A 24575-nucleotide genomic window follows, 5' to 3' on the forward strand; every position below is an offset into this window, starting at 1 on the left:
GAGCCATGGACTTCGCCACCACCCCCGAGCAGGACGCGCTGGTCCGCCGGACCGTGCGGTTCGTCCGCGAGGAACTCCCCGACCGCACGGCGGACAACGACCGTGACGCCGTCTTCGACCTCGACGGCTGGCGCCGGCTCGCCGACTTCGGTGTCATGGGCTGGCCGGTCCCCACCGAGTACGGCGGTGCGGGGCACGATCTGGTCACCTGCGCGCTGCTCTTCGAGGCTCTCGGCCACGCCTGCCGGGACAACGGTCTGCTGTTCGCGGTCAACAACCACGTCTGGGCCGCCACGTCCTACCTGCTGGCCCACGGCAGCCCGGCGCAGCGCGAGCGCTTCCTGCCCGGCCTGGCCGACGGCACGCTGGTCGGCGCGCACGCCCTGTCCGAGCCGGAGGCGGGCTCGGACATGCTGGCCCTCGGCACCTCGGCCGCACGGACGGCCGACGGCTACGTCCTGACCGGCACCAAGACCTTCATCAGCAACGCCCCGGTGGCCGATCTGTTCGTACTCTTCGCCCGCACGGGCCGCTCCGACACCCCTCAGCGCGACCTCACCGCGTTCCTCGTCCCGGCCGGTACGCCGGGGGTGACCATCGCCCGGAGCTGGTCGAAGTCCGGCCTGCGCGGGACCCCGATGGGCGAGGTCTCGCTCGACGGTGCCGTCCTCGCCCCCGACCTGGTCCTCGGCGAGGAGGGCGGCGGCTACCAGGTGTTCACCTCCACGATCGAGTGGGAGCGCGGGTTCATGTTCGCCAGCCAGGTCGGCACCCTGCGACGGCTCGTCGAGGAGGCCACCGACTACGCGGGCGAGCGCCGCCAGTTCGGGCGCCCGATCGGCTCCTTCCAGGCCGTGTCGCACCGGCTCGCCGACCTGCAGGTCCGGCTGGAGGCGGCCCGGCTGATGCTCTACCGGTTCGCCTGGCTCAAGCAGCGGGGCCGAGTCGCCGCCCTGGAGTCCTCGCTGCTCAAACTGCACGTCAGCGAGAGCGTGCTGGCCGCGGCCGTGGACGCGGTGCGGGTGCGCGGCGCGCGCGGGTACCTCACCGACTTCGGTGCCGAACGGGAGGTCCGGGACGCCCTGGCCGGTCCCATCTACGGCGGCACCTCCGACGTGCACCGATCGATCATCGCCCGACTGACCGGAGTGTCCGACCATGGCTGAGCGCGAACTGACGGTACCGCTGCCGACCGCGGTCGACGCCGGGCTCGGCCCGGAGGTCGCCCGCCGGCTCCTCTTCGTGAGCCCACGGGTTTCCGGCTTCCGGCTGCCCGAGAACGGGGCACCGGTCCGGGCCGTCCATCTCACCGTGCCGGACGACGGGGACCGGGACGCCGACCGCGCGCTCGTGGAGAAGGTCCGGCGGATGGTGGCCTCGGACATCCTCACCCAGCTCCCGCAGCGCCCCGAGGTGGTGTGGCGCTCGGCCCGGGACGTCGTGGCCAGGCCGGCCGCGCCGGTCTTCGAGGAGCTCCTCGCCACCGGCGCCGCGGTCCGCTGCGGCCCCGGCCAGGTCGCCCTCGGACCGGGGCCGCTGGAGCTGTTCCACCGCCTCGACGACCTGGTGCGGCGGATCGCCGTCGAGCAGATGGGTGCCGTCGAGTACCGCTACCCCGCGCTGCTGCCCACCTCCGCCCTGCACCGCTCCGGCTACCTCGGCTCCTTCCCGCAGCACCTGATGTTCGCCAGCCGGCTCCACGCCGACCTGGACTCCTACCAGGACTTCCTGGAGGGCCTGCCGGCCTGGACCCCAGAGGCCGAACTGGCCGGCCTCCTGCTGGCGCACAGCCGCGACGCGGACTTCTGCCTCCCGCCGACCATGTGCTACCACACCTTCCACCAGCTGGCCGACGCACCGCTGGCCGGCGGCGACCGCGTCGTCACCGCGCGCGGCAGCTCGTTCCGGCACGAGCACCGATACCACGCCGGCCTGGAACGGCTCTGGGACTTCACCATCCGCGAGGTGGTCTTCCTCGGCACCCGTCAGTTCGCGGCCGACTGCCGGGAACGGTTCCTGGCGGCGGCCGTCGCCCTTTTCGACGAGCTCGACCTGGCCGGGCACTGCGAGGTGGCGCACGACCCGTTCTTCGGTGACAGCGCCCGCACCGGACCGGCGATCTCCAGCCAGCGGCTGCTCTCGCTCAAGTACGAGGCCCGGCTCGCCGTCGCCCCGGACCGGGACATCGCGGTGGCTTCGTTCAACCGTCACGAGACCCGCTTCGGCGAGGCGTTCGGGATCAGCGGCCCGGACGGTGAGCCGGTGCACACCGCCTGCGTGGGCTTCGGCCTCGAACGCCTCATGTACGCCGTGCTCTGCCAGCACGGCCCGGACCCGGAGAGGTGGCCCGAACCACTGCGTGGCCACGGCTCCGCCAGGAAGGACGGAAACCGATGACACGCCCTGTCGGAGTGGTGGGTGCCGGCACCATGGGGGTCGGCGTGGCCGGTGCCTTTGCGTCGGCCGGCCGCCCGGTGACCCTGGTCGACATCAGTCAGGACGCGCTCGACCGGGCGCGCGAGCGGATCGCCTCGGCCCAGCGGCTCGGCGGCCTGTTCGCCCGGCAGCCGCAAAGGCCGCCGGGCGCCGTCGGCGCACTGGACCTGATCACCTTCACCCTCGACCCGGAGTCGCTGCACGACGCCGAGTACGTGGTGGAGAACATCACCGAGAAGACCGGCGCCAAGGAGGAGCTGTACGCCCGCCTGGACCGGATCTGCGCCGACGACTGCATCCTGGCCGTCAACACGTCGGCGATCCCGATCACCCAGCTGGCCGCCCGCACCGGCCGGCCGGAGCTGGTGCTGGGCAACCACTTCATGAACCCGGCCGACCTGATGCCCATGGTCGAGGTGATCCGCGGCTTCCACACCAGTGCGGAGACCGTCGAACGTTCCACCGCGCTCCTGCGGGAGATCGGGAAAGAGGCGGTCGTGGTCAACGACTCGCCGGGCTTCGTGACCAACCGGGTCATGATGCTGACCGTCAACGAGGCCATGTACCTGGTGCACGAGGGCGTCTCCACCGCGGCCGACGTGGACCTGCTGTTCCGCCGGTGCTTCGGGCACCGGATGGGACCGCTGGAGACGGCCGACCTGATCGGCCTGGACACCGTGCTCTACTCCTTGGACGTGCTGCACGAGCAGTTCGGGGACCCGAAGTACCGCCCGTGCCCGCTGCTGCGACGCCTCGTCGAGGCCGGCCTGCACGGACGCAAGACCGGACGCGGCTTCCACGACTACACCGACGGCACCGACCACGCTCCCGGGAGGGCGCAATGACCGACACCGACGTCCGCAGCCAGGTCCGGCAGTACCTGGCCCGGCACACCAACCGCACTGATCTGGAGGACTCCCTGGACGTCTTCAAGGCTGGTCTGGTCAGCTCGCTCTTCGCGATGCAGCTCGTGGTCTGGGTCGAGCGGACCTTCGCGCGACCGGTCGCGACGGAGGAGCTCGACATCACCAACTTCGGTACGGTGGACAGCATCGTGGCCTTCGTGGAGAGGGGTGCGCCGCGGTAGGCACGACCGGACGGACGACGGGAGCCCCGGCAGCCTGGCTGCCGGGGCTCCCGTCGTCCGTCCCGAGGACGGGGGACCGCCCGAGGTGCTCAGTCCTCGGAAAGCTCCGCGACCACGGACAGGTCGACCGGAAGTCCCCGCACCCAGGCGCCGGCGAGGGCGCGCGCGAACGGGTCCGGCTCCCCCGGGGCACCGAGCGTCGCCAGCACTCCGGTGTCCCGCCCGGCAGCCGGATGCGTGCGGCCGAGCGTGCCGAGCGAGCGGCCCGGCCCCACCTCGATCAGGACCGGGCCGGGCAGTGCCAGGGCGTTCGCCAGGTTCTCGTCGAAGCGCACCGTGTGACGCAGCTGGCCGGACCAGTAGGCCGGGTCCGTCGCCTGCTCGGCCGTCAGCCAGCCACCGGTCAGGTTCGACAGCATGGGTGTGGCCGGTGCCGAGAGGCCGGCCCGGGCCGCGGCCTCCTCGACGGGTGCCACGGCTCCCGCCATCGCCGGGGAGTGGAAGGCGAACTCCACCGGGAGCCGCCGACTCGCGATGCCCGCCCCGTCCAGCCGGTCCTCGACCTTCGCCAACCCGTCCGCGGGCCCGGCGAGCACGCACAGGTGAGGCCCGTCGACCGCGGCGAGGACGACATCGTCGCCCAGCAGTCCCGTCAGTTCCTCGGCGCCGGCCACCACGGCGGTCATCGCCCCCGGCGGTGCGGCCGCGGCGGTCGCTTCGATGGCACGGGCCCGGGCCGCCACGAACGCGGCGGCCCGGGGCAGGTCCAGCACGCCCGCCAGGCACATGGCCGTGCACTCGCCGATGCTGTACCCGAGCAGTGCGGCCGGCCGCAGCCCGACGTCGATCAGCAGCCCGGCCGTGGCGTACTCCACCGCGAACACCAGCGGCTGCGCGGTCAGCGGCCGGTCGAAGCCGCCGCGGTGGGCCGGACCCGCCCGGCGGGACGCCATCAGCGCGGCCAGGTCGATACCGGCCGGCTGCTGCGGCGGCGCCATGACGGCCCCGGACAGGTCTAGCGCCTCCCTGACGTCGGCGCCGAGGACGGGCAGCAGCAGTTCGGCGACCTCGTCCAGGCGGCGTCGGAACCGGGGCAGCGACCGGTACGGCCCGGCCACCATCCCCGGATGGTGGTCGCCCACGCCGGGCAGCAGGAAGACGACGGACTGCTCACCGGGCACCGCCGTGCCCTGGACTCGCGCCGGGTGCTCGCCGTCGGTCAGTGCCTCGGCGGCCTCCACCGCGTCGGCCGCCACCACCGCGAGCCGGGCCGGGTAGTGCGGCGCGGTGCCCAGTGATCGGGCCAGGGTGTGCAGCGGCAGCCGGGGGTTCTCCCGCAGTACGTCGGCGAGCCGGGACGCCGCCGCCGCCAATTCGCCGGGTCCGGGTGCGGAGAGGCCGAGCACGTGACGACACGCGCCCGGCGCGGACGTCCCGGCACCGGCGGGGCCGGAGGTGACCCGGGCCGTCACCGGGCCGGCTCCACCGACTCGGCCCCGGTCGGCTGCTCCGAGGCGGCCTCCTGCCACAACTCGCGCATCAGCGGCCGACGTTCGAGCAGTTCGGCGGAGGTGCCCGAGTCGATCACCGCGCCGTCGTCGACCAGCACGATCCGGTCGGCCCGCTCCAGCACCGCGATCCGGTGCGAGACGGCCAGCACCGTCCGGCCCTCGGCGAGCAGACGGTCCCAGAGCAGCCGTTCGGTGGCCGGGTCCAGCGCGTTCGACAGGTCGTCACAGGCCAGCAGGTCGGTACCGCGGACCAGCATCCGGGCGGCCGCCAGCCGCTGCACCTGCCCGCCGGACAGCCGTAGCCCGCGGAAGCCGATCATCGTGTCGATCCCCTTCGGCATCGCCTCGAGGTCCTGCTCCAGTGCCGCCGTGCGGATCGCCGCGAGCACGGCGTCGTCGTCGCGCTCCAGGCCCAGCTTCACGTTGCCGCGCAGGGAACCGGTGAACAGCCGGGGCACCTGGGGCACGTGGGCGGAGCGTGGTGGTACGAACCAGTCGTCGGGCCGGTCCACCGGCTCGCCGTTCCAGCGGATCTCGCCGCGGTCCGCCGGAAGCATTCCGAGCACCGAGCGGAGCAGCGTGCTCTTCCCGGCACCGGTCCGGCCGGTGATCACGGTCAGTGCGCCGGCCTCGACGGTGAAGGCCGCGTCCACTATGCCCCGGTCCGAGCCGGGGTAGCGGTACGTGAGGCCGGTGACCGTCATCGCGCGCAGCGGCTCGGCGTCCTTCGCCGGCTCGCTCGGCGCGGGCGGCTGCTCCCCGTCCACGTAGGTGGGCGCGGCCTCTATCGCGGCCGGCAGCCCGCCGGCCACCTCGGCGATGCGGCCGAGCGAGACGTTCGCGCGGCGGGTCCGCGACATGAACATCCCCAACGCGTTGACCGCGTCGGAGACGAACTGGATGTAGTAGACGAACAGCGCCAGGTCGCCGATGGTGAACTCGCCGTCGCGCATTCGCCCCGAGGCGACGATCAGCAGCAGCCCGGTGCCCAGCGCGGCGACGTTGGTGAACAGCGCGCCCTGCACGGCGGTGAGCAGGTCCTCGCGGACCGCCGCCGCCAGGCGCACCTCGCCGGCCGACCGCAGCCGGTCGACCATCCGGCGCTCGGCGCGGTTCACCTTCAGCGCCTGGACCCCGTGCACCGACTCGCCCACGATGGTGCTCACCTCGCCGCCCGCCCGCCGGCTCGCCTCCCGTGCCCGGCCGATCGGCCCGGTCAGCGCGCGGCCCAGCAGGATGACGACGACGACCGGCACCAGGAGGGCCGCGGTCACCACCGGGTCGATCAGCAGCATGACGACCAGCGCTGCCACCGCGATGACCAGCCGCGAGATGTTGGACGCCGACCAGATGGCGAAGACGCCGACCTCGTCGACGTCGTCACCGAGCCTGCTGGCCACGTCGCCGACCGGGCGTCCCAGCGCGACCGACGCGGGGCGCCGGAAGATCCCGCGCAGCATGTTGTCCTGCAGCCTGGCCCGCATGCGGTAGGTGTAGCCGGGTTCCAGCCGGCTCAGCACCACGCCGTACCAGAGGAAGAGCCGGGCGGCCTCGCAGCCGACGAGGGCGGCGACGAGCACCCAGACGATGCTGTGCCCGGTGTCCGGCCCGGCGAGCGCGTCGAAGACGGCCTTGATCAGGAAGCCGGCCGCGAGGGCGGTGCTGCGGAGCACGATCCAGGTGGTGGAGATGGCCAGGTACGGTCCGGACTTGGCGGAGAGCAGGCGCAGCAGTGGCCGGCGGGTCATGCGGAGACCTCCTGGGCGCGGAGCAGTCGGGAGAAGGCCGACGCGGGGTCGGCCGCCAGGGCGCGGCGGTCGCCCTGCTCCACCACGCGCCCCTCGGCGAGCAGCAGCACCCGGTCGGCGGTCCGCACCGCTTCCGGCTGGTGCGCGATGATCACGGCGGTGCGGCCGTCGAGCATCCGGTCCACCGCCTGTTCGAAGTCCCGTCGGCTGGCCGCGTCCAGCCGGGACGATGCCTCGTCCAGTACGACGAGGTCGGGGTCGGCGATCAGGACCCGGGCGAAGGCGAGGAGTTGGGACTCCCCGGCCGAGAGACCGGCGGCGCCGGCGCCGAGCAGGGTGTCCAGTCCCTCGGACTGCCGCTTCAGCCACTCGCCGAGGCCGACCTCGGTGATCGCTTCCTCGATCCGCCGGTCGGGTACCTCGGCGTCGAAGAGCGAGACGTTTTCGCGGACCGTCGCGTGGAAGACGTGGACCTCCTGGTTCACCACCGCGACCCGGGTCCGCAGCGAATCCAGGGTCACCTCGCGGACGTCCTTCCCGGATATCAGTACCCGGCCCTCGCTCGGGTCGGTCATCCGGTACAGCAACCGCGCCAGGGTGCTCTTCCCACTGCCGGTGCGGCCGACCAGGGCCAGTCGCTCCCCGGGGGCCAGCCGCAGCGAGATGTCACGCAGCGCGTACTCACCGGGGCGGTAGCAGAACGAGACCCCGTCCAGCTCGACCGACAGCCCCGGGCCGGTCTCCGGCCGCTCCAGCAGGCCCGGCCCGTCCGGCACCGAACTGCGCTCGCCGAACAGCTGGTTGATCCGGCGCAGGGCGCCCGCCGACTCCTCCATCTGCCGGAACTGCATGACGATCACCATCAACGGGGCCTGCAGCATGCCTGCGTAGGCGATCAGCACGTAGACCGACCCGAGTGACATGCTGTCGCTGAGGTAGAGCACGGAGCCGGCGGCCAGGGCGAGCACCGTGCCCGCCGACGCCAGCGCCTGTGCGGCGGCGGGCCACCGCACCCCGAGTCGGGCGGCGTGCCGGGCGGCGGTCAGCAGACCGGCCGCCTGCAGCCAGAAGCCCTGGACGGTGTTGGCCACCGCGCCGTTCCCCCGGATGTCCTCCAGGCCGCCGAGTCGCTCCTCCAGGAAGCCCAGTTGCATCGCGGTCTGCCGGCGCTGCTCGGTGACGGCCGGCAGGGCCACGCCGACCAGACGGCGCAGCAGGAGGACGGAGCCGAGCACGAACGGCACATAGCAGAGGCCGAGCCGCCAGTCCTCGACGAACAGGGCCGCGCCGATCCCCAGCAGCAGCAGGACGTTCGACACGGCCAGCAGGAACATGTCGGAGAAGTAGCCGGAGAGCACGCCGACGTCCCCGTCGACCCGCTCGATCAGCTCGCCGGCCGAATGCTCCTCGTAGAAGCCGGAGTCGAGGGCGAGACAGTGGTCCAGCAGATCGGCCCGCATGTCGTTGGTGGCCCGCCAGGCCACCGACGCCCCGAGGTACTCGGAGCAGATCCACAGAAGGCCCGCGGCCAGTGCCGCGAGCAGATACCAGCCGGCCAGGCCCAGCAGCGCGGAGTTCGGTGCACCGGCACGGACCTCGTCGACGAACGCCCCCAGCAGTTGGGGCGTGACGACTGCGGTCCCGATGGACAGCACCAGGCACCCGGCGAGCACGGCCACGCGCGCGCGATGGGGGCCGACGTAGCGCCGTAAGAGTCTGACACTCCCCCGGGGATCCAGCACCGCAGACACCGACGGGGATTCCATCCGACCTCCTAGCGAGGATTTTCAAGCGTGCTCGATTATGCCGCCCGACCAGCCGTCACACCATGTCACGCGAACCGGTGACAGAGGAAGTCGGCCACCCTACCAAATATGGTCAGTAGACTCCCGAAGAGACAGGACATGAGTCCCGAACAATCTTCACATTCCGGTCGCCGGACGACACCGCAGAGAAATTCACTACCGGATCGTCAGACGACCGATTAACGTGCCAGGGGCAACACTTAAAAGTTTGCAGTTTTGCGGGGGGTTATGATTAGAGTAGACATTCTGGATCGCAGCCCGGTGTTTCTTTTCGGTATAAAAGCGGTATTCGCCGCAGCCGGCATCCGAGCGGTCGCCACACGCAACTCCTCCCTCCAGGAGTCTTCCTGGCAGGCGGACCTGTATCTGGTGGACCCGGAGGCCGTGGTCGACACGGAGCCGCTCGGCTTCATCGCGAGAATCACCCACATGGCACCGACGATCGTCCTCACGGGGGACACTCAAAATCCCCCCGGCCGGGATTTCGTCGCGGCCGGGGCACGGGGCCTGGTCAGCCGAAACAGTGAGTCAGATGTCTTTGTGAGAGCGGTTCGAGAGGTTTCCGGCGGTGGTTTATTCCTACCCCCGGACGTTCTCGGGGCGGACGGACCACCGGTCCGCGAGGAGGCCGACGACGCGGGTTCCCAGATCTCGCTCTCCAAGCGTGAGGAGCAGGTCCTCTCGCAGATCGCCTGCGGTCTCACGCACGGCCAAGTCGCCACCAAGCTCGGGATCAGCCGCCACACGGTCGACACCTACGTCAAGCGGATCCGCTCCAAGACCGGTGCCGGAAATAAAGCCGAACTCACCCGGGCGGCACTCCTCGCCTGCGTTCCGAAGGTCTCCACCACGTTGACCTGAGATGCTTAACGACCCCCAGCCATCGGCACGCCACTTGTCCGGTCCGTTTTCCGACTCGACCGGATCACCCGGTATGACCGTGGTACGGAATTTATAAAAAATATGGTGCAGCGGGCCTGCCGTCGGCCCGCTGCACCACTTATCGATTTCCTGCACCATTTTCCGGCATTGTCCCGGAATATTGCGTGCCAATAATCCGCCGTCCGAAAGATTCCGGCGGTAAATCGGGGCGAGGATCCGGCGGCCGGCGTCGATCAGCCGGCGCGGGCCCCGGCCAGGCGCTCCGCGCGCCGCACCGCCGTCATCGCGTGGTGGATGTCGTCCTCGTCGTGCGGCGCACTGAGAATCAGTGTGCCGACCCCCAGCCCCAGGTACTGTGCCAGCCGCTCGGCCACCTCGTCGTAGTCGCCCACCAGGAACGGGCAGAACTCCTGGGAGACCCGGAACGGGTGCAGCCAGTACACGTCCTCCACCGCGTGGCGCCGCTCGGAGTCGTCCCAGATCCGGTTCTGCCACTGCGCGTCCACCGACTGCATCGAGAGCAGGTTGACGGCCTCGTTCCGCGGCTGCGGGGGGAAACGGCGCCGGGCGACCTCCCAGGCCTGGCCGGAGCTCTCCCGCGCGATAACGCCGATCCGGATGCCGACGCCGTCCAGGGCGTCCGGCTGCTCCCGGTACTCCTCGATGGCGCGCGGATAGGTCAGTTGCTCGCAGCCGAGCTCCCGCACCGCCCAGGCGCAGGCCGGCGAAGCGCCCGCCAGGAACACCCGCGGCCGCAGGCCCTCCGGAAGCGCGGGCTGCAGGACGGTCGGACCCTGGGTGTAGTGCTTCCCCCGGTGCGTCACCTTCCGGCCCGGCTCCAGCAGTTCCGCCATCACCCGCCCGTACTCGACCAGCCGCTCGTAGCGCTCGTCGTGCGGGAGGAGGGCACCCAGCGCCCGCTGGTCCGGGGTGTACCCGCCGGCCACCAGGTTGAGGTCGATCCTGCGGCCGTACAGTGCCGACAGCGTGCAGACCATCCGCGCGGCGGTGAACGGGTGCATGTAGACCGGCTGGACGGCCACCAGCGGAACCAGCCGCTCCGAGCGCTCCAGCAGGTACTGCGCGGCCAGCCACGGGTCGACCGCGGAGTTGTCGGTGAAGATCAGCAGGCCGCTCAGGTCCGCGGCCTCGGCCCAGCGCGCGGCGCAGGCGAGTGGGGCGCCGTTCGCCGCCTGTCCGTTGACCGGCGGCGGGGCAGTTGCGTAGACGTCGAGCACGCGCTCGCTCCTCACTGTCCGATTGTCCACATGGTGGGTCGGGCGGGGAGGGTCGCCCCAGTCCCGTGAATCGGCCACAGCGGCGGCCGTTGTCCCACGTTCAGGCGTCGTGCCGGGCGTCCGCCCGCGCCCTAGGGTCGGGCCCGGACACGAACGATGGGCGGTGATCGATGGACACGGACGCACCGGTGGGTCGTCTCCCTCTCGGCGGCCGGTGGTCGATGTGGGACCTCTCGGGCCTGCGCAGCGCCGGAACGCCGGCCGACCGCCTGCTCGCCGATCCGGGCCCGGACGGCCTCGGTCCGGTCCGCGCGGCCATGGCCGACCCGTGGTTCGTCGCCGCGATCGCCTGGCAGAACCCCGATCTGGTCAGGGACTGGCTGGGAGCCCGTCACCTGGCGGCCACGGCCGGCGACCCCGATCGCCCGCTGAAGAACTCGCACCAGCGGATCCTCGGTTCCTACCTCCAGCGGTACGCCGCCAAGAACGACGTCATCGGCTTCTCCGGCCCGACCTGTTCGGCGCGCTGGCGCGAGGACACCGGGCCCGCGCTGTCCGTCCGTCCCGGACCGGACCTCACCGGTCCGCCCCGGGTCCGGTACGAACCCTGGGCGCTCACCCGGCTGGTCGAGAGCTGGGCGGCGGAGCCCCGGCTGCGCCGTCACATGCCGGTGACGCGGGACCGCAGCTCGGTGGTCCACCAGGGCAGGCTCTTCCGCAGCGGCCGCCCCCGCAGCCTCGATCCACTGCACGTCGAGATCCTCCGGCGCGCGGACGGCACCTCCAGCGCCGAACGGATCCTCGCGGAAATCGCCACCGCCGGCCCCGCCGCGGAGGCCGACGCCTGCCTGGCGGCCCTCGCCGAACTCGCCGACGAGGGGATCGTCGACTGGGGATTCCTGGTACCGCTCGACCACGAGCCCGAGGTCGCCCTGCGCGCACAGATCGAGCGGATCCCGGACGAGGAGGTACGCGCCGAACTCTCGTCGGTGCTCGACGGATTCGACGCGGCCCGCGCCAGGATCACCGCACTCGCCGCCGACGGGATGCGCCCCCTCGCGCTGGTCGAGGCGATGGCCGCGCTGGACACCGCGTTCAACGCGGCCACCGGGGCGACGGCCCACCGGCGGGCCGTCGGACGCCGGACCGGCCACGGACGCCGCACGGTGTACCTGGACACCACGCGGGACGTCGAGGTCGTGCTCGGCGCGGAGCTCAGGGCCCCGCTCACCGAACCGCTCGGCCTGGTGCTGGACAGCGCCCGCTGGCTGACCCACCAGGTCGCCGCGCTGGTCCGGGAGACGCTGGAGCGCTTCCTGGACCGGACCGGCCTGGAGCGGGTCCCGCTGCTGACCGTGTACGAGGAGGTCGAGCACGCGCTGAGCACGGAGCCCGGCGGCGGGCTCGCGGCCCTGCTCGACGAACTGCGCCACCGGTGGGCCACCGTGCTCGACGCGGACCCGGGGCAACGCCGGCTCGACCTCGACCCGGCGTCCGTGGCGCACCGGGTACGGACCGCGTTCGAGGCCCCGGACTACGGTTGGGCCGCCGCGCGTCAGCACACCCCGGACCTGATGCTCGCGGTGGACCGCTGGGACGGCGACCGGCCTGCGGAGTTCCGCTGGATCCTCGGCGAGGTGCACCTCGCCGTCAACACACTGGAGAACCGGGTCTTCGTCACTGGCCACCCCCGGCCGGACCTCATCGCGGCCTCCGTGGCCGAGGACTTCGCCGGCGGGCGGATCGTGTCGACCTTCGACCGCACCTCCCCCCGGATCAACGCCCGGGTGTACCCGCCCCTGGGCTTCGACTTCCCCGACCGCTACCGGCACTGGGCCTGGCACGCCAGGGACACCCTGCCCCCGGAGCGGGACCGGATCCCGGCCGCCGGCCTCTGGCTCGTACGCACCGGGACGGGCGGGCTGCGGGTGTTCGGCGCCGACGGCGGCTTCGAGGCCGACCCGGTCGAGATGTTCGGCGAGTTGCTGAGCGGATCGGTGGCCGAGCGGTTCGGCCTGCTGCCCGCGCACTGGCCGCACCTGCCCCGGGTGACGCTCGGCCGGCTGGTCGTCGCCCGGGAGACCTGGCGCGTCCCGACGCGTGAACTCGTCGACGGCGCGGGCGTCCTGGACGGCCTCGGCGTTCCCCGGCACTCCTTCGTGGTCGTCCCCGGCGAGGCCAAACCCATTCTGCTCGACCGGCAGAGCCGGGTCTCGCTCCTCCAGCTCGCCCGGTCGGTCCGGCGCGCTCTCGACGCGGACCCGGAGGGGACGGTCGTGGTCTCCGAGATGCTCCCCTCCTTCGAGCACCTCTGGCTGCCCGACGCGGCCGGGCGCCGCTACACCTCCGAACTGCGTGTCGTCGCCGTGGACCAGTCCGAACACGAGCAGGTGCTGCCATGACGCTCCGCACCGCCTTCGCGCACGACCTCGACGCCCTCGGGCCGGCCGCCGGACTGCTCCACGACGAGAGCCTCGGTCTGCTCAGCAGCGCACCGTGGCTGCGCGCCCACCAGGCCCTCGACAGTGCCGAGTCCGGCTACCTCGGGGTGACGGACGGCATCCGGCCGGTGGGGGCCGGGCGGATCGCCTTCCCGGACCACGAACCGGTGATCGGGTACCAGCCCCACAGCAACTTCCCCTTCCGCGCCGAACACCCCTACGCACTGCTCGGACCCCGCCGCGGCTATCGCGCCCAGCTCCCCCTGACCGCACCGGGATCGGCGGCGGCCCTGCTCGGCGCGGCCACCGAGCAGGCCGCCCGGCACCGCAGACGCTGGCTCTACGCGCTGCACCTGACCACGCCGACGGCGGACGCGATCAGCCGGGACCGGGCCGCCATGCCGATCCTGGCACCCGGTTTCGACGTCGTCGTCCACCTCCGCGGCCGGTCGGTGCGCGAGCACCTGGACAGCATCGGGAAGAACGGTCGCAGGCGGAGCCAGGACCGGAACCGCGTCGCCGCGATGGGACTGCTCTTCGACCGCGAGCGGCTGGCGGACTGCATCGAGGAAGTCGTGCCGCTGCGCCAACAGGCCTTCCGGCGCCACGGCTCGAACCGCACCACCGCCGACCTGCGCCGCGAACTGGAGCTGATGGGCGAACACCTTGCGCCGTACGAGACGCTCTTCACCGCCCGGGAACCGCTCGGCCGCCGACTGGTCGGCTACTGCCTGGTCTACTCCTGGGGCGGCCGGCTCTGGAACCGCAGCGTGGGTGTGGTCGAGGAACTGCGGACCACCCGCACACCGCTCCTGTTCGAGCTTCAGTTCTACCAGCCGCTCGAACTCTGCTTCGAGCTCGGCCTCCCCGCGTACCAGGTGGGCCCGTCCAACTACGAGGCCAAACTCAGGCGCGGCGGGGTGGTCCAACCGCTGTGGCAGGTCGGGCTGCTGGACGGCACGGAGGTCTTCCCGCCCGACGGAGTGGCGCGCTGGACCGACCACGTCCTCGGCGGCCTGAGCGCGGAGTGCGGCCACCGGCTGTCGGCGGACTTCCTGGCCGGCGTGCGGCGACAGGCCCTGGACTACGCGCGGGCCCACTTCGGCGACGACCGCGCCGAGCACCACGCGTGGCACGGCGGGGACACCCCGGCGGGCCGGCCCGGACCGGAGGCGGAACGGTGACCGGACGGACCACCGAGGAGATCGTGACGGCCTTCAACCGGCTCTGCCGCGAGTCGCCGCAGCTGCGTGCCACCGCCGCGGGCCTCGCCGCCGGGTCGTACCGGCACGACGGCGACCGCGCCGCACTCCTGGCCCGGCCGGTCTTCGCCCCGCTGGCCGGGATGCGGTCCTTCGCCACGGACCTCCTGGCCACCCTGGAGGTGGCCGCCCAGCTGCCCGGGAGGCTGTTCGACGGCGACGTGGAACGCTACTGCGAAGTGCTCGGCATGGACCGCCGGAGGGTCTCCCTGCTGAACCGGCTGGGCACCGTACCGACGCTCTACGGCCGGGCCGACGCCTACCACGACGGCACCCGGTTCAGACTCCTGGAGACCGGGCTCACCCCCGCCGTGGGTGCGAGCGAGTTCACCGAGATCAACACCCGGCGCTGGCTGGCGACCCCCGGCGTCGGGCCCTTCGCCCGCGCCCACGGAATCGGCTTCGCCTCGGCGCCCGAGGCCGTGGCACGGCAGCTGAGGCGGGCCCACCACGCGCTGCGGCCGGGCCACGACCCGGTGGTGGTGATCGCCGAAGGACCGGGCGGCCTCAAGGAGTTCGGCCACGCCTGGTACCCGGTCCGGTCGGTCCTGCGCGGCCACGGTCTCGACTGCAGGGTCGCCGAACTCGGCGACTTCTCACTCGGCCGGGACGGGCTCCGGCTCCGGACCGGCTCCGGGGAGGTCCGGGTCGACGTGGTGTTCCGGTGCTTCAGCAGCTCACAGGTCCTGGCCCACCCGGACGGCCCGGCAATGCTGGAGGACGTCGTCCGGGCACACGAGGAGGGCCTGGCGATCCTGTTCTCCTCCCTCAACACCGAGTTGTACGCCGACAAGGGCTGCATGGCCCTGCTCTCGGACCCGCGTTGGCAGGGTGCCGACCCGGCCGAGCGACAGGTCATCGACCGCATCCTGCCCTGGACCAGACTGCTGAGCCGGCACGGCGGCCCCGAACAGGCCGGACTCCTGGACGAGTGCCGGGCCCGGCGGACCGAGCTGATCCTCAAGCCCACCGCCACCTACGGCGGGCACGGCGTGGTCGCCGGCTGGGAGTGCGACGAGAAGCGCTGGGACGAAGCACTGACCCGTGCCGCGGCCGGGCACGCCGTCGTGCAGGAGCGGGTCGTCCCCGTCCCCGAGCTGGTCTACGACCCGCGGTCCGACCGGGAGGAGCCCTGGGACATCGTCCACGGGATCTTCTACGGCTCGGACGGCTACGCCGGCTCGTTCGCCCGCGCACTCCCCAGCGGAACCAACGCGGTGATCAACCTCACGACCGACAAGAACACACGGCTGTCCGCCGTGCTGCACCACGACTGAGCGGGGAGGCTGCGGTGACCTACAGGAATCTGACCCGCGAGGAGGCCGTCGAACGCGCCCGCCTGGTAAGGGTGGAGCGGTACGACGTCGAGCTCGACCTCCGCTCGGCGCTGCGGGGCGGAACGTTCCGTTCGGTGACCACCGTCCGGTTCACCGGGCTCGTCCCCGGCGCCACCACCTTCGTCGAGCTGGTCGCCGACGCGGTCCACCGGATCGTGTTCAACGGACGGGTGCTCGACCCCGCCGAGGTCCGCACCGACAGCCGGATCCGGCTGGACGGGCTGGCCCCGGAGAACGAACTCCTGGTCGTCGCCGACTGCGCCTACAGCAACGACGGCGGAGGACTGCACCGCTTCGTGGACCCGGTCGACTCCGAGGTGTACCTCTACACCCAGTTCGAGATCGCCGAGGCGCAGCGGGTCGCCGCCGTCTTCGACCAGCCCGACCTGAAGGCGTCGTTCGCCGTCACCGTGACCGTCCCGGCGGGCTGGCGGGTGATCGGCAACTCGCCGCCGGACGGTCCGGCGCGCGCCGTCGGCACCGGCGAGGTGCACCGCTTCGAACCCACCCCGCGGATCCCCAGCTACCTCGCTGCGGTCGTCGCCGGTCCGTACGAGGGGGTGACCGGCAGCTACCGGGGCGTCTCGGCCACGGTCCCGCTCGGGCTGTACTGCCGTCGTTCCCTGGCTCGCCACCTGGACGCCGAACCGCTGCTCGACCTGGTCCGGACCGGCCTGGCGTTCTACGAGCAAAAGCTCGGGACGGCCTACCCGTTCGCCAAGTACGACCAGGTCTTCGTGCCCGAGTTCAACGCCTCGGCGATGGAGAACGCCGCCGCGGTGACGGTCAAGGACACCTTCGTGTTCCGGTCGCCCGCCGACGCCGAGTACGAACTGCGGGAGATGACGATCCTGCACGAGCTCGCCCACATGTGGTTCGGCGACCTGGTCACCATGCGCTGGTGGGACGACCTGTGGCTGAACGAGGCCTTCGCCACCTACGCCGCCGCCGTGTGCGCCGCCGAGGCCCCCGGTCTGCGCGGCCCGGCCGCCTGGGCCTCGTTCGCGAACGTCGTCAAGAGCGCCGCCTACGCGCGGGACCTGATGCCCTCCGCCCATCCGGTCGCGGCCGAGGTGGCCGACCTGGACGACGTCCGCAGCAACTTCGACGAGATCACGTACGCCAAGGGTGCGGCGCTGCTGAAGCAACTGGCGGCCCGGGTTGGTCCGGACCGCTTCTTCCAGGGGCTGGGCGAGTACCTCCGCCGGCACGCCTGGGCGAACGCCACCCTGGACGACCTGCTGGCGGCACTCTCCGACGGCTCCGGGACGGACCTGCGGGACTGGTTCTCCGACTGGCTGCGGTCGGTGGGGGCCGCGGTGCTCCGGCCGGAGGTCGAGTCGGCCGAGGACGGCACGATCCGCTCGCTCGTCATCACCCAGCGGTCCCCCGGGGCGGCCGCCGGCGCCGCCCGGTACCCGGTGGCGCCGCAGCGCCACCGGGTCGGGCTCGGACTCTACGAGGCGAAGGGGGCCAGGCTGGTCCGCACCGGCGGGCTCACCGTCGCCGTGGACGGTCCGCGCACCGAGGTGCCGGAGCTGGTGGGGCGACCGCGTCCGGCGGCGTTCGTCCTCAACGACGACGACCTGGCCTACACCCGGATCCGCTTCGACCACGAGTCCTTCGCCGTGCTGGCCGACCGGATCGCCGGGGTCGCGGACCCGCTCGCGCGGATCCAGTTCTGGTCCGCGGCCTGGGACATGACCCGGGTCGCGGAGCTGCCGGCCCGCCGCTTCGTCGGGCTCGCCCTCGACGCGGCCCCGTACGAACCGGACACCGGCCTGGTCCGGCTGCTGCACCGCCGGGTCCGGCTCACCCTCGACCTCTTCGCCGACCCGGCCTGGTCGGCGCGGGGAGCGGCCCGGTGGGCGGACACCTGCCTGGACCAGGTCCGCGGTGCGATGCCGGGCTCGGAGCGCCAGCTCAACTGGTTCCGGGCGTTCCTCGTGTCCGCGGCCGGGCGGCACGTCGACGTGCTGACCGCACTGCTCGGCAAGGACGCCTCGGACACCGGGCTCGAAGGCATCGAGGTCCGCGGCGACGTCCGCTGGGCCGTGCTGGCACGGCTGGCGGCACTGGGCGCGGCGGACCGGGAACGGATCGACGAGGAGGCCCTGCGGGACGGTACCGCCACGGGTCGGGAACGCGCCGCGACCTGCCTGGCCGCCCGACCGGACCCGGACGCCAAGGCCGAGGCGTGGGCGGCGTTGACCGGCGACCGGACGCTCAGCGCCGCCGTGCTCCGTGCCCTGGCGGAGGGCTTCGCCCAGTCCACCGGCCAGGCGGAGCTGCTCGCGCCGTACGCGGAGCGCTACTTCGCGCAGATCGACCGCTGGTGGACGGGTCAGGAGTCCGACCTCGGCCTGATCGGTCGGCTGTACCCCTACTACCGGGTCACCCCTGAGCTGCTGGAGCTGACCGATGCCTGGGCGGCGCGGTCACGCGCGGGAGCGGCGGTCGCCCGGCTGCTGGCCGATGCCCGGGAGACCGTGCGGCTGGGCCTGCGGGCCCGGGTGGTCGACCGGGCCGCCGACGGAGCGGCCCGGCCGGTCTGACCGGTCAGGGGCCGAGCGTGAGGTTGATCCCGCCGTCCACCGTCAGCGTGACGCCGGTGATCCAGCCTGCCAGGTCCGAGGAGAGGAACACCGCGGCGGCCGCCACGTCCTCGGGGGTGCCGAGCCGCCGCAGCGGCACCGCGCGGGCGTACTGTGCGAATGCCTCGGAGCCGGCGTCGGCCGCCGACGAACGCTGCCCGCCGAGCATGTTCTCCCAGACGCCCTTGGTCGGGATCGGACCGGGGGCGATGCAGTTGGCGCGGACGCCGCTGGGGCCCCACTCGGAGGCCCACGAGGCGGTCAGCGAGGAGATCGCGGCCTTGGCCGCACCGGCGTGGGAAAAACCGGGGAAGCCGCGTTCGACGGCCGCGATCCCGACGGAGAGCACCGATCCGTGGCCGGAGGCCCGCAGGTCGTCCAGGAAGGCCCGGGTCACCTGGAACGTACCCAGCAGGTCGGTCTCCAGGACGGCCCGCATCGCCCGGCCCGTCATCCGCTCGGCGGGCATCCGGAAGTTGGCGGCCGCGTTGTTCACCACGATCCCGGTGGCTCCGCAGCGCGCTCTGACGTAGTCGCGCAACCGGTCCACGTCCTGCTCCTCGCGGACGTCGCAGGGCAGGCTCATGACCGGGCGACCGGTGCGCCGGGCGATCTCGGCCTCGGCGGCCGCGAGCCGCTCGGCCGACCGGGAGGCGATCACCACCGTGGCCCCGGCGCCGGCGAGCGCACTCGCGATCGCCAGCCCGATCCCGGTCGCCCCGCCGGTCACGACGGCGACCCGGTCGGCCAGCAGGGCAGGACTGAACAGCGGCGGAACGGTCATCGGCACGCGGCTCCCATCAGCGGATCGGGGGCGCGGGCACGAGCCCGGGTGTCCGGGGCACCCCGCGCGCCGCGATCCTCCCGCCGCCCGGACGGCTCGGCACGTCCCCGGTTCCGGGGGCATGACCGGCCGGAACGGTCTGCCTAGCCTGACTCACGTGCCGACGACCACTCCACGTCAGATCATCACCGGACCACGCCGACTGACGGTCAAGGAGCGGGCGCTGTGGATGTTCCAGCGTCTGGTCCCCGGATCGGGAGTCGCGAACGAGGCCATCGCCCTCACCGTCCGAGGCCGCCTCGACTCGCGCCTGCTGGCCCGCGAGCTGAGCCGACTCGCCGTACGGCATCCGGCCCTCCGCACCGTCTACCCCGAGCTGCGGGGCGAGCCGCACGCCGTCGTGCTCGACCCGGCCGCGGCCGCCCTCGAACCGGCCGTGTTCGACCACTGGGACGGCACCCTGCCGCAGGCGCTCGCGGCCTTCGCCGGAGCCCCGTTCGACCTGGCGGCCCGACCACCGGTCCGCGCGGGCCTCTGGCGCGGGGCGGACGGCGACGTGCTCTGCCTGGCACTGCACCACCTCGCCTACGACACCTGGACGGCCGGCATCCTCGTCCAGGAGCTGGTGGCGGGCTACAACGCGGCCCTGGACGGCCGGGAGTCCGAGCCGCGGACGGAGACCGAGGTCGCGCCGTTCCGGGAACCCGAGCCGGACGCCGCCTCGCTCGCCCACTGGCGGGCCCACGTCGCCGGCCTGCGCACCGAGGACCAGCGGCTCGCGATCGGCCGCGACGACCCGCCGGTGCGGTCCTTCGCCGGCCGGGTGCGCACCCACCGGCTCTCCGCCGCGGCGTGCGCGGCCACGACCACGCTGGCGCGCCGGCACAAGGTGACCGAGAACGTCGTCCAGCTCTCCGCCTACTACCTGCTGCTGGCCCGGCACGGTGCCGGACCCGATCTGGTGGTCGGAGTCCCGGCGGACGTGCGCGGCGGGGGCGACCGGGAGAGCGTCGGATACCACGTCAACACCCTGCCGCTGCGGGTCCTGGTGGACCTGGACGCCGGTTTCGGCGACCTGGTCAGGGCCACCGGGACCGCCTTCTTCAACGGCCTGGGCCACCGCCACGTACCGTACGAAGCCGTGCTGCCCGAGCTTCAGAGCTCCGGGCCCGGCTGGCACTCGCCACTGTTCCGGCACATGTTCAACTACCGACCGCTGGTCGTCCCGCCACGCCTGGAGCTGGCCGGCCGGCCGGCCGAGACGCTGCTGGTGGACCTCGGGCACAGCCGTCACGACCTCGAGTTCATCGTGCAGACCGGATCCGGCGGCGGCGAGGTGCGGGCGGTCTACAGCACCGAGATCTTCGAGGACGACGACGTCCGGGCCCTGCAGGAGCGCTTCGACGCCCTCCTGGTGGCCCTCGCCGAGGCCGATGGGAGCCTGCGGACCGTGCCGTGGTGGTCGCCGGCCGACCGCGCCGCGGTGGAACTCGCCAACGCCACGGCCGACGACGACGAGGCCGTCCCGGTCGCCGCCGAGGTGTGGGAGCGGATCCGGCGGACCCCCGAGGCGGTCGCCTTCGTGGCCGACGGCCGGGAGACGAGCTACCGCCGGCTGGGCGAGGAGGCGCGCGCCGTGGCCGCGCGGCTCGCCCGGTCCGGGGTGACGGCCGGTGACGTGGTGGCCCTCCACGCACGGCGCGGGCCGGGTCTGGCGGCGGCGGTGCTCGGGGTGTGGGCGACCGGTGCGGCGTACCTGCCGCTCCACCCGGAGAACCCCGCCGAGATGATCGGCTTCCAGCTCCGGGACGCCGGTGCCCGGGTGGTGCTGGCCGACCGGCCGCTGCCCGTCGGCACCCGGTCGCCCTGCCCGGTCCTCCTCCCGGAGGAGCCGGGCGCGCGCGGGCCCGGGGAGCCCGGGCCGCAGGAGCCGGGAGGAGCAAAGGCACCCGCCCCGCCGGCCGGCGCCGACCGCGCCTACCTGATCTACACCTCGGGTTCCACCGGACGCCCCAAGGGCGTCGAGCTGAGCCACGTCAACCTGGCCAACCTGGTCCGGGACTTCCGCGACCGGCTCGGTGCGACCGCTGCGGACCCGGTGCTCTGGCTCACCACCTTCGCCTTCGACATCTCCGCGCTGGAACTCTTCCTCCCGCTCGTCTGCGGTGCCCCCGTGGTCGTCGCACCGGACGAGGCGCGGGCCCGGCCCGAACTCGCCGTCGAGCTGATCCGACGGCACGGGGTGAGCATCGTCCAGGCCACCCCGACCACGCTCGGCCCGGCGCTGGCCGTCGCGGGCGACGCGCTGGCCGGACGCCGGGTGCTCTGCGGTGGTGAGCCGATGGCTCCCTGGCTCGCCGCCGGGCTACTGGCAGCCGGTTGCCGGCCGATAAACGTCTACGGCCCCACCGAGACCACGATCTGGTCCACGGCCGCCGAACTCGGCCCGGACGAACCGGAGGTGACGGTGGGCGTGCCGGTGCGCAACACGACCGTCACGGTCGCCGGACCGGACGGCACCCCGCTTCCGCCGGGGCTGCCGGGCGAGGTGTGGATCGGCGGCGCCGGTGTCGCCCTCGGCTACCGCGACCGGCCCGAGCTCACCGCCGCGCGGTTCACCACCGACGCGCACGGCAACCGCCACTACCGCACCGGAGACCGGGGCCGGTGGCGCGCCGACGGCCGGCTCGTCCTGCTCGGCCGGGACGACCGCCAGGTGAAGATCCGCTCGCACCGGCTCGAACTGGGCGAGGTGGAGGCCGCGTTCGCCTCGCACCCGGCAGTCACGGCGGCCGCCGTGGTCCTGCACCCGGACCTGCCCGAGCAGGCCCGGCTGGTGGCCTTCGTCCAGTGCGACGGAGCCACCGCCCCGGTGCCCGAACGCGAGCTGTGGGAGCACGCCCGACGCCTCCTGCCGGGCTACGCACTGCCCAACCGGATCGTGCTCGGCCCGGTCCCGGTCAACTCCAGCGGCAAGGCCGACCACCGCCGACTCGCCACCACCGCCCTGCCGTCGCAGGAGCCGTCCGGCCCGCACGCTCCCGGCCGCACCGCCGGTCCGGCCGGTCCGGACGACCGGCTGACCATCAAGGTGGTGGCCCTGTGGCAGGACCTGCTGGAGGATCCGGACATCCAGGAGCGGGACAACTTCTTCCTCTCCGGCGGCCATTCGATGCTCGCCGTCCAGATGCTCACCGCACTCGGCGCACGCACCGGGACGTTCCTCGGCCTGGACGACCTGCTGAACGCGCCCACCCCGGCCGAACTGGCCGCCCTGCTCCGGGCCGGTACCGAAGGAGACGGACACCGAGCATGACCACCGATCACGTCCCACCCCCCTGGTTCGTCCCGCTCGTGGAGGACCCCGACCGGCCGGTGCGCGTCTTCGGCATGCCGCAGGCCGGCGCCGGCTGCGCCACCTTCGCCGACTGCGCCGCCCTGCTGTCCGGCAACGCGGCGCTCTACGGGCTCAACCTGCCCGGGCGCCAGGCCAGGTTCGGCGAACCCGCCCGGACCGGACTCGGCCCGCTGGTCGGGGAACTGCTGGACGAGCTGCGCGGCCACGCCGACCGGCCCTACGTGCTGGTCGGCTACTGCTCCGGAGCCGCCCTGGCCTACCTCGTGGCCCGGGCCGCGCAGGCCGCCGGCCTCCCGCTGCCACGGGCCCTGGTGGCGATCTCGTTCCCCGGCCCCCAGTTCACGGTGATGGACCAGGACATGCACCACCTGCCGTCCGGGGACTTCTGGGACCGGGTCACCGCCACCGGCGGCTTCCCGCCCCAACTGGCCTCGCAGCCGGAGTTCCGGGAGATCTTCGAGCCCGCGCTGCGGGCGGACTACGAGCTCTTCTCCGGCTTCCGGTACGAGGAGCTGCCGCGGATGCCGGTGGACATCTCGGTCGTCATCGGCCGGCACGACCCGGCCCTGCAGAACCCCATCGACCTCGTCGGCTGGAGTGCCCAGACCAGTGGCACCTGCTCGGTGCACCTGGTCGAGGGCGGCCACTGGCTCCTGGACGGCGCCCTGCCGACGGTCGCCCGCATCGTGGAGGACGCATGCCGGACCGTGACGAACTGAACCACCGGATCCGCGCGGCCTTCGCGGCCAACCGGCCGCCGGGCCGCGCCGGACTGGACGAGGACGGCAACTTCTTCGAGGCGGGCTACGACTCGGCCCGGCTGACCGCGGTCCTGGCGACCCTCGCGGGCCAGGGGACGGAGCTCGCCCTGGTCGACGTCTTCCGGTACCCGACGCTGCGCGCGCTCAGCGCCGAGGCGGCGTCCCGCGCGGGGCTCCCGGAACGGCCCGCGGGAGGAACCGGACGGGCACTGCCGTGGGAGACCGGCAGCCGGCCCTGAACGACCGGCGCACGGAAGGGGGAGGCTCACACCGAGCCTCCCCCTTCCGTGCGCCTCGGCCCTCTCAGCCCGACGTCGCCGCTGCCAGCTCCGCCGTGACCAGGTCCAGCACTTCCCGGCGCCGGTCGAGGAGGTAGAGGTGTCCGCCCTCGAACACCCGCGGCGGTCCGACGGCCGTTCCGTGCCGCCACCACCCGGCCACCTCGTCCACCCTGACCTCCACGTCGTCCACCGCGGTCAGCAGGGTCAACGGGACGTCCAACGGCGGCTCGTCCAGGTGGCGGTGGGTCTCACACGCCTCCAGGTCGGCACGGATCGTCGGGGCGAGCCAGAGCAGCAGTTCACGATCGCGCACGGCCGACTCCGAGGGGCCCGCCATCTCGTCCAGTCGCCGCAGGAGGGACTCGTCGTCCAGGACGCTCGCGGCCGGACGCCAGGGCGGCAGGTCGGGCGCCCGCATGCCCGAGAGGAACACGTGCTCCGGGACCGGCTCGCCCGCGCGCCGCAGCGCACGGGCGAGCTCGAACGCCAACAGGGCGCCCATGCTGTGGCCGAAGAACGCGAACGGCCGGTCCGTCAGCGGCTTCAACGCGGGCAGCAGCATGTCCACCATCGCCGTGATCCGGCTCAGCGGCGGTTGGCCGACCCGGTTCTCGCGGCCGGGGAGCTGGACGGCCCACACCTCGGTGGCCAGTTCCTCCGGCAGCTCCCAGGACGCGTAGCCCAACGCCCCGGCCCCGGCCCACGGGAAGCAGATCAGACGCATGGCCGGGTCGTGGACGGGCCGACGGGCGCGCAGTGCCTCCCCCGCTCGCCGGCTCATCGGTCACCACCGGCTTCGACGATCTCGCGCAGACCGCCGTAGGTCCGGACGTCGAGGAGGAGGCCGATGCTGAGCTCGAGGCCGTAGGCGGCCCGGATGCGGCCGATCAGCTCGACCGCCGACAGCGAGTTGCCGCCGGCCTCGAAGAAGTCCTCGTCCTCATCGGCCGGCGGCGCACCGATCGCGTGGTGCCACAGCGCGGCCAGTCCCGACGCGGCAGGCTGCCCGTCGGGCACGGCGGCCGGGGCCGGGGCCGGGGCCGGGGCCGG

The 24575-nt window shown here is 73.1% G+C and carries 19 protein-coding genes; 12 read left to right on the forward strand and 7 right to left on the reverse strand.

From position 1 onward, the window contains the following. The first annotated feature begins 5 nt into the window (after positions 1 to 5). The 4 genes from ABZZ04_RS23225 to ABZZ04_RS23240 are packed head-to-tail and all read left to right on the forward strand — an operon-like array spanning position 6 to position 3523. Complete coding sequence (locus ABZZ04_RS23225) at positions 6 to 1166, forward strand: acyl-CoA dehydrogenase family protein (protein ID WP_356934109.1); 1161 nt, start codon at positions 6 to 8, stop codon at positions 1164 to 1166. Beyond that, positions 1159 to 2397 carry a hypothetical protein gene (locus ABZZ04_RS23230; RefSeq protein ID WP_356934110.1) on the forward strand — a complete coding sequence of 413 codons (1239 nt, stop codon included), beginning with the start codon at positions 1159 to 1161 and terminating at the stop codon, positions 2395 to 2397. Before ABZZ04_RS23225 ends, ABZZ04_RS23230 begins: the two co-directional genes overlap by 8 nt. Further along, positions 2394 to 3281 carry a 3-hydroxyacyl-CoA dehydrogenase family protein gene (locus ABZZ04_RS23235; protein ID WP_356934111.1) on the forward strand — a complete coding sequence of 296 codons (888 nt, stop codon included), beginning with the start codon at positions 2394 to 2396 and terminating at the stop codon, positions 3279 to 3281. The genes ABZZ04_RS23230 and ABZZ04_RS23235 overlap by 4 nt, the downstream gene beginning before the upstream one ends. Further along, positions 3278 to 3523 (forward strand): phosphopantetheine-binding protein, encoded by a 246-nt coding sequence (locus ABZZ04_RS23240; protein ID WP_356934112.1) that lies wholly within the window; start codon positions 3278 to 3280, stop codon positions 3521 to 3523. The genes ABZZ04_RS23235 and ABZZ04_RS23240 overlap by 4 nt, the downstream gene beginning before the upstream one ends. A gap of 89 nt (positions 3524 to 3612) precedes the next feature. On the opposite strand, the gene ABZZ04_RS23245 is transcribed toward ABZZ04_RS23240, so the two are convergent. From ABZZ04_RS23245 to ABZZ04_RS23255, 3 genes are read right to left on the reverse strand one after another with little or no spacing between them, the layout of a single operon-like run. Then, positions 3613 to 4995: an acyltransferase domain-containing protein gene (locus ABZZ04_RS23245; RefSeq protein ID WP_356934113.1), complete on the reverse strand. Its 1383-nt coding sequence runs from the start codon at positions 4993 to 4995 to the stop codon at positions 3613 to 3615. Then, positions 4992 to 6782: an ABC transporter ATP-binding protein gene (locus tag ABZZ04_RS23250; RefSeq protein ID WP_356934114.1), complete on the reverse strand. Its 1791-nt coding sequence runs from the start codon at positions 6780 to 6782 to the stop codon at positions 4992 to 4994. The genes ABZZ04_RS23245 and ABZZ04_RS23250 overlap by 4 nt, the downstream gene beginning before the upstream one ends. After that, entirely contained in the window at positions 6779 to 8461 is a 1683-nt protein-coding gene (locus ABZZ04_RS23255) for an ABC transporter ATP-binding protein (protein WP_356934115.1), read from the reverse strand. The genes ABZZ04_RS23250 and ABZZ04_RS23255 overlap by 4 nt, the downstream gene beginning before the upstream one ends. Positions 8462 to 8815: 354 nt before the next feature. Here ABZZ04_RS23255 and ABZZ04_RS23260 point away from each other — a divergent pair, with 354 nt between their 5' ends. Continuing rightward, complete coding sequence (locus ABZZ04_RS23260) at positions 8816 to 9448, forward strand: response regulator transcription factor (protein WP_356934116.1); 633 nt, start codon at positions 8816 to 8818, stop codon at positions 9446 to 9448. A gap of 254 nt (positions 9449 to 9702) precedes the next feature. On the opposite strand, the gene ABZZ04_RS23265 is transcribed toward ABZZ04_RS23260, so the two are convergent. Then, on the reverse strand, positions 9703 to 10722 hold the full coding sequence (locus tag ABZZ04_RS23265) for an LLM class flavin-dependent oxidoreductase (protein ID WP_356934117.1): 1020 nt from the start codon (positions 10720 to 10722) through the stop codon (positions 9703 to 9705). A 173-nt stretch (positions 10723 to 10895) separates the two neighbouring features. On the opposite strand from ABZZ04_RS23265, the gene ABZZ04_RS23270 reads away from it, so the two are divergent. From ABZZ04_RS23270 to pepN, 4 genes are read left to right on the forward strand one after another with little or no spacing between them, the layout of a single operon-like run. Further along, a complete protein-coding gene (locus ABZZ04_RS23270) occupies positions 10896 to 13109 on the forward strand; it encodes a lantibiotic dehydratase (protein WP_356934118.1) in 2214 nt (737 codons plus the stop codon). Beyond that, the gene (locus ABZZ04_RS23275; protein ID WP_356934119.1) at positions 13106 to 14332 is read left to right on the forward strand and encodes a hypothetical protein; all 1227 of its coding nucleotides are present in this window, start codon (positions 13106 to 13108) and stop codon (positions 14330 to 14332) included. The genes ABZZ04_RS23270 and ABZZ04_RS23275 overlap by 4 nt, the downstream gene beginning before the upstream one ends. Continuing rightward, positions 14329 to 15687, forward strand: a complete 1359-nt coding sequence (locus ABZZ04_RS23280; protein WP_356934120.1) for a hypothetical protein — start codon at positions 14329 to 14331, stop codon at positions 15685 to 15687. Before ABZZ04_RS23275 ends, ABZZ04_RS23280 begins: the two co-directional genes overlap by 4 nt. A gap of 14 nt (positions 15688 to 15701) precedes the next feature. Continuing rightward, entirely contained in the window at positions 15702 to 18302 is a 2601-nt protein-coding gene (gene pepN, locus ABZZ04_RS23285; protein WP_356934121.1) for an aminopeptidase N, read from the forward strand. Between the two features lie 4 nt (positions 18303 to 18306). Here the strand turns inward: pepN and ABZZ04_RS23290 are convergent, their stop codons facing one another. Next, positions 18307 to 19125, reverse strand: coding sequence for an SDR family oxidoreductase (locus tag ABZZ04_RS23290; RefSeq protein WP_356934122.1), 819 nt, complete (start codon positions 19123 to 19125; stop codon positions 18307 to 18309). A gap of 157 nt (positions 19126 to 19282) precedes the next feature. On the opposite strand from ABZZ04_RS23290, the gene ABZZ04_RS23295 reads away from it, so the two are divergent. From ABZZ04_RS23295 to ABZZ04_RS23305, 3 genes are read left to right on the forward strand one after another with little or no spacing between them, the layout of a single operon-like run. Next, positions 19283 to 22441: an amino acid adenylation domain-containing protein gene (locus ABZZ04_RS23295; RefSeq protein WP_356934123.1), complete on the forward strand. Its 3159-nt coding sequence runs from the start codon at positions 19283 to 19285 to the stop codon at positions 22439 to 22441. Further along, entirely contained in the window at positions 22438 to 23202 is a 765-nt protein-coding gene (locus ABZZ04_RS23300) for an alpha/beta fold hydrolase (RefSeq protein ID WP_356934124.1), read from the forward strand. The genes ABZZ04_RS23295 and ABZZ04_RS23300 overlap by 4 nt, the downstream gene beginning before the upstream one ends. Next, complete coding sequence (locus ABZZ04_RS23305) at positions 23181 to 23483, forward strand: acyl carrier protein (RefSeq protein ID WP_356934125.1); 303 nt, start codon at positions 23181 to 23183, stop codon at positions 23481 to 23483. The genes ABZZ04_RS23300 and ABZZ04_RS23305 overlap by 22 nt, the downstream gene beginning before the upstream one ends. A 64-nt stretch (positions 23484 to 23547) precedes the next feature. Here the strand turns inward: ABZZ04_RS23305 and ABZZ04_RS23310 are convergent, their stop codons facing one another. Beyond that, entirely contained in the window at positions 23548 to 24306 is a 759-nt protein-coding gene (locus ABZZ04_RS23310) for an alpha/beta fold hydrolase (protein ID WP_356934126.1), read from the reverse strand. After that, the coding region (locus tag ABZZ04_RS23315; protein WP_356934127.1) for an acyl carrier protein at positions 24303 to 24575 on the reverse strand (273 nt) is incomplete at its 5' end. The genes ABZZ04_RS23315 and ABZZ04_RS23310, both read right to left, overlap by 4 nt.

The sequence above is a fragment of the Streptomyces sp. NPDC006435 genome (assembly GCF_040612315.1).
Taxonomy (GTDB): Bacteria; Actinomycetota; Actinomycetes; order Streptomycetales; family Streptomycetaceae; genus Streptomyces.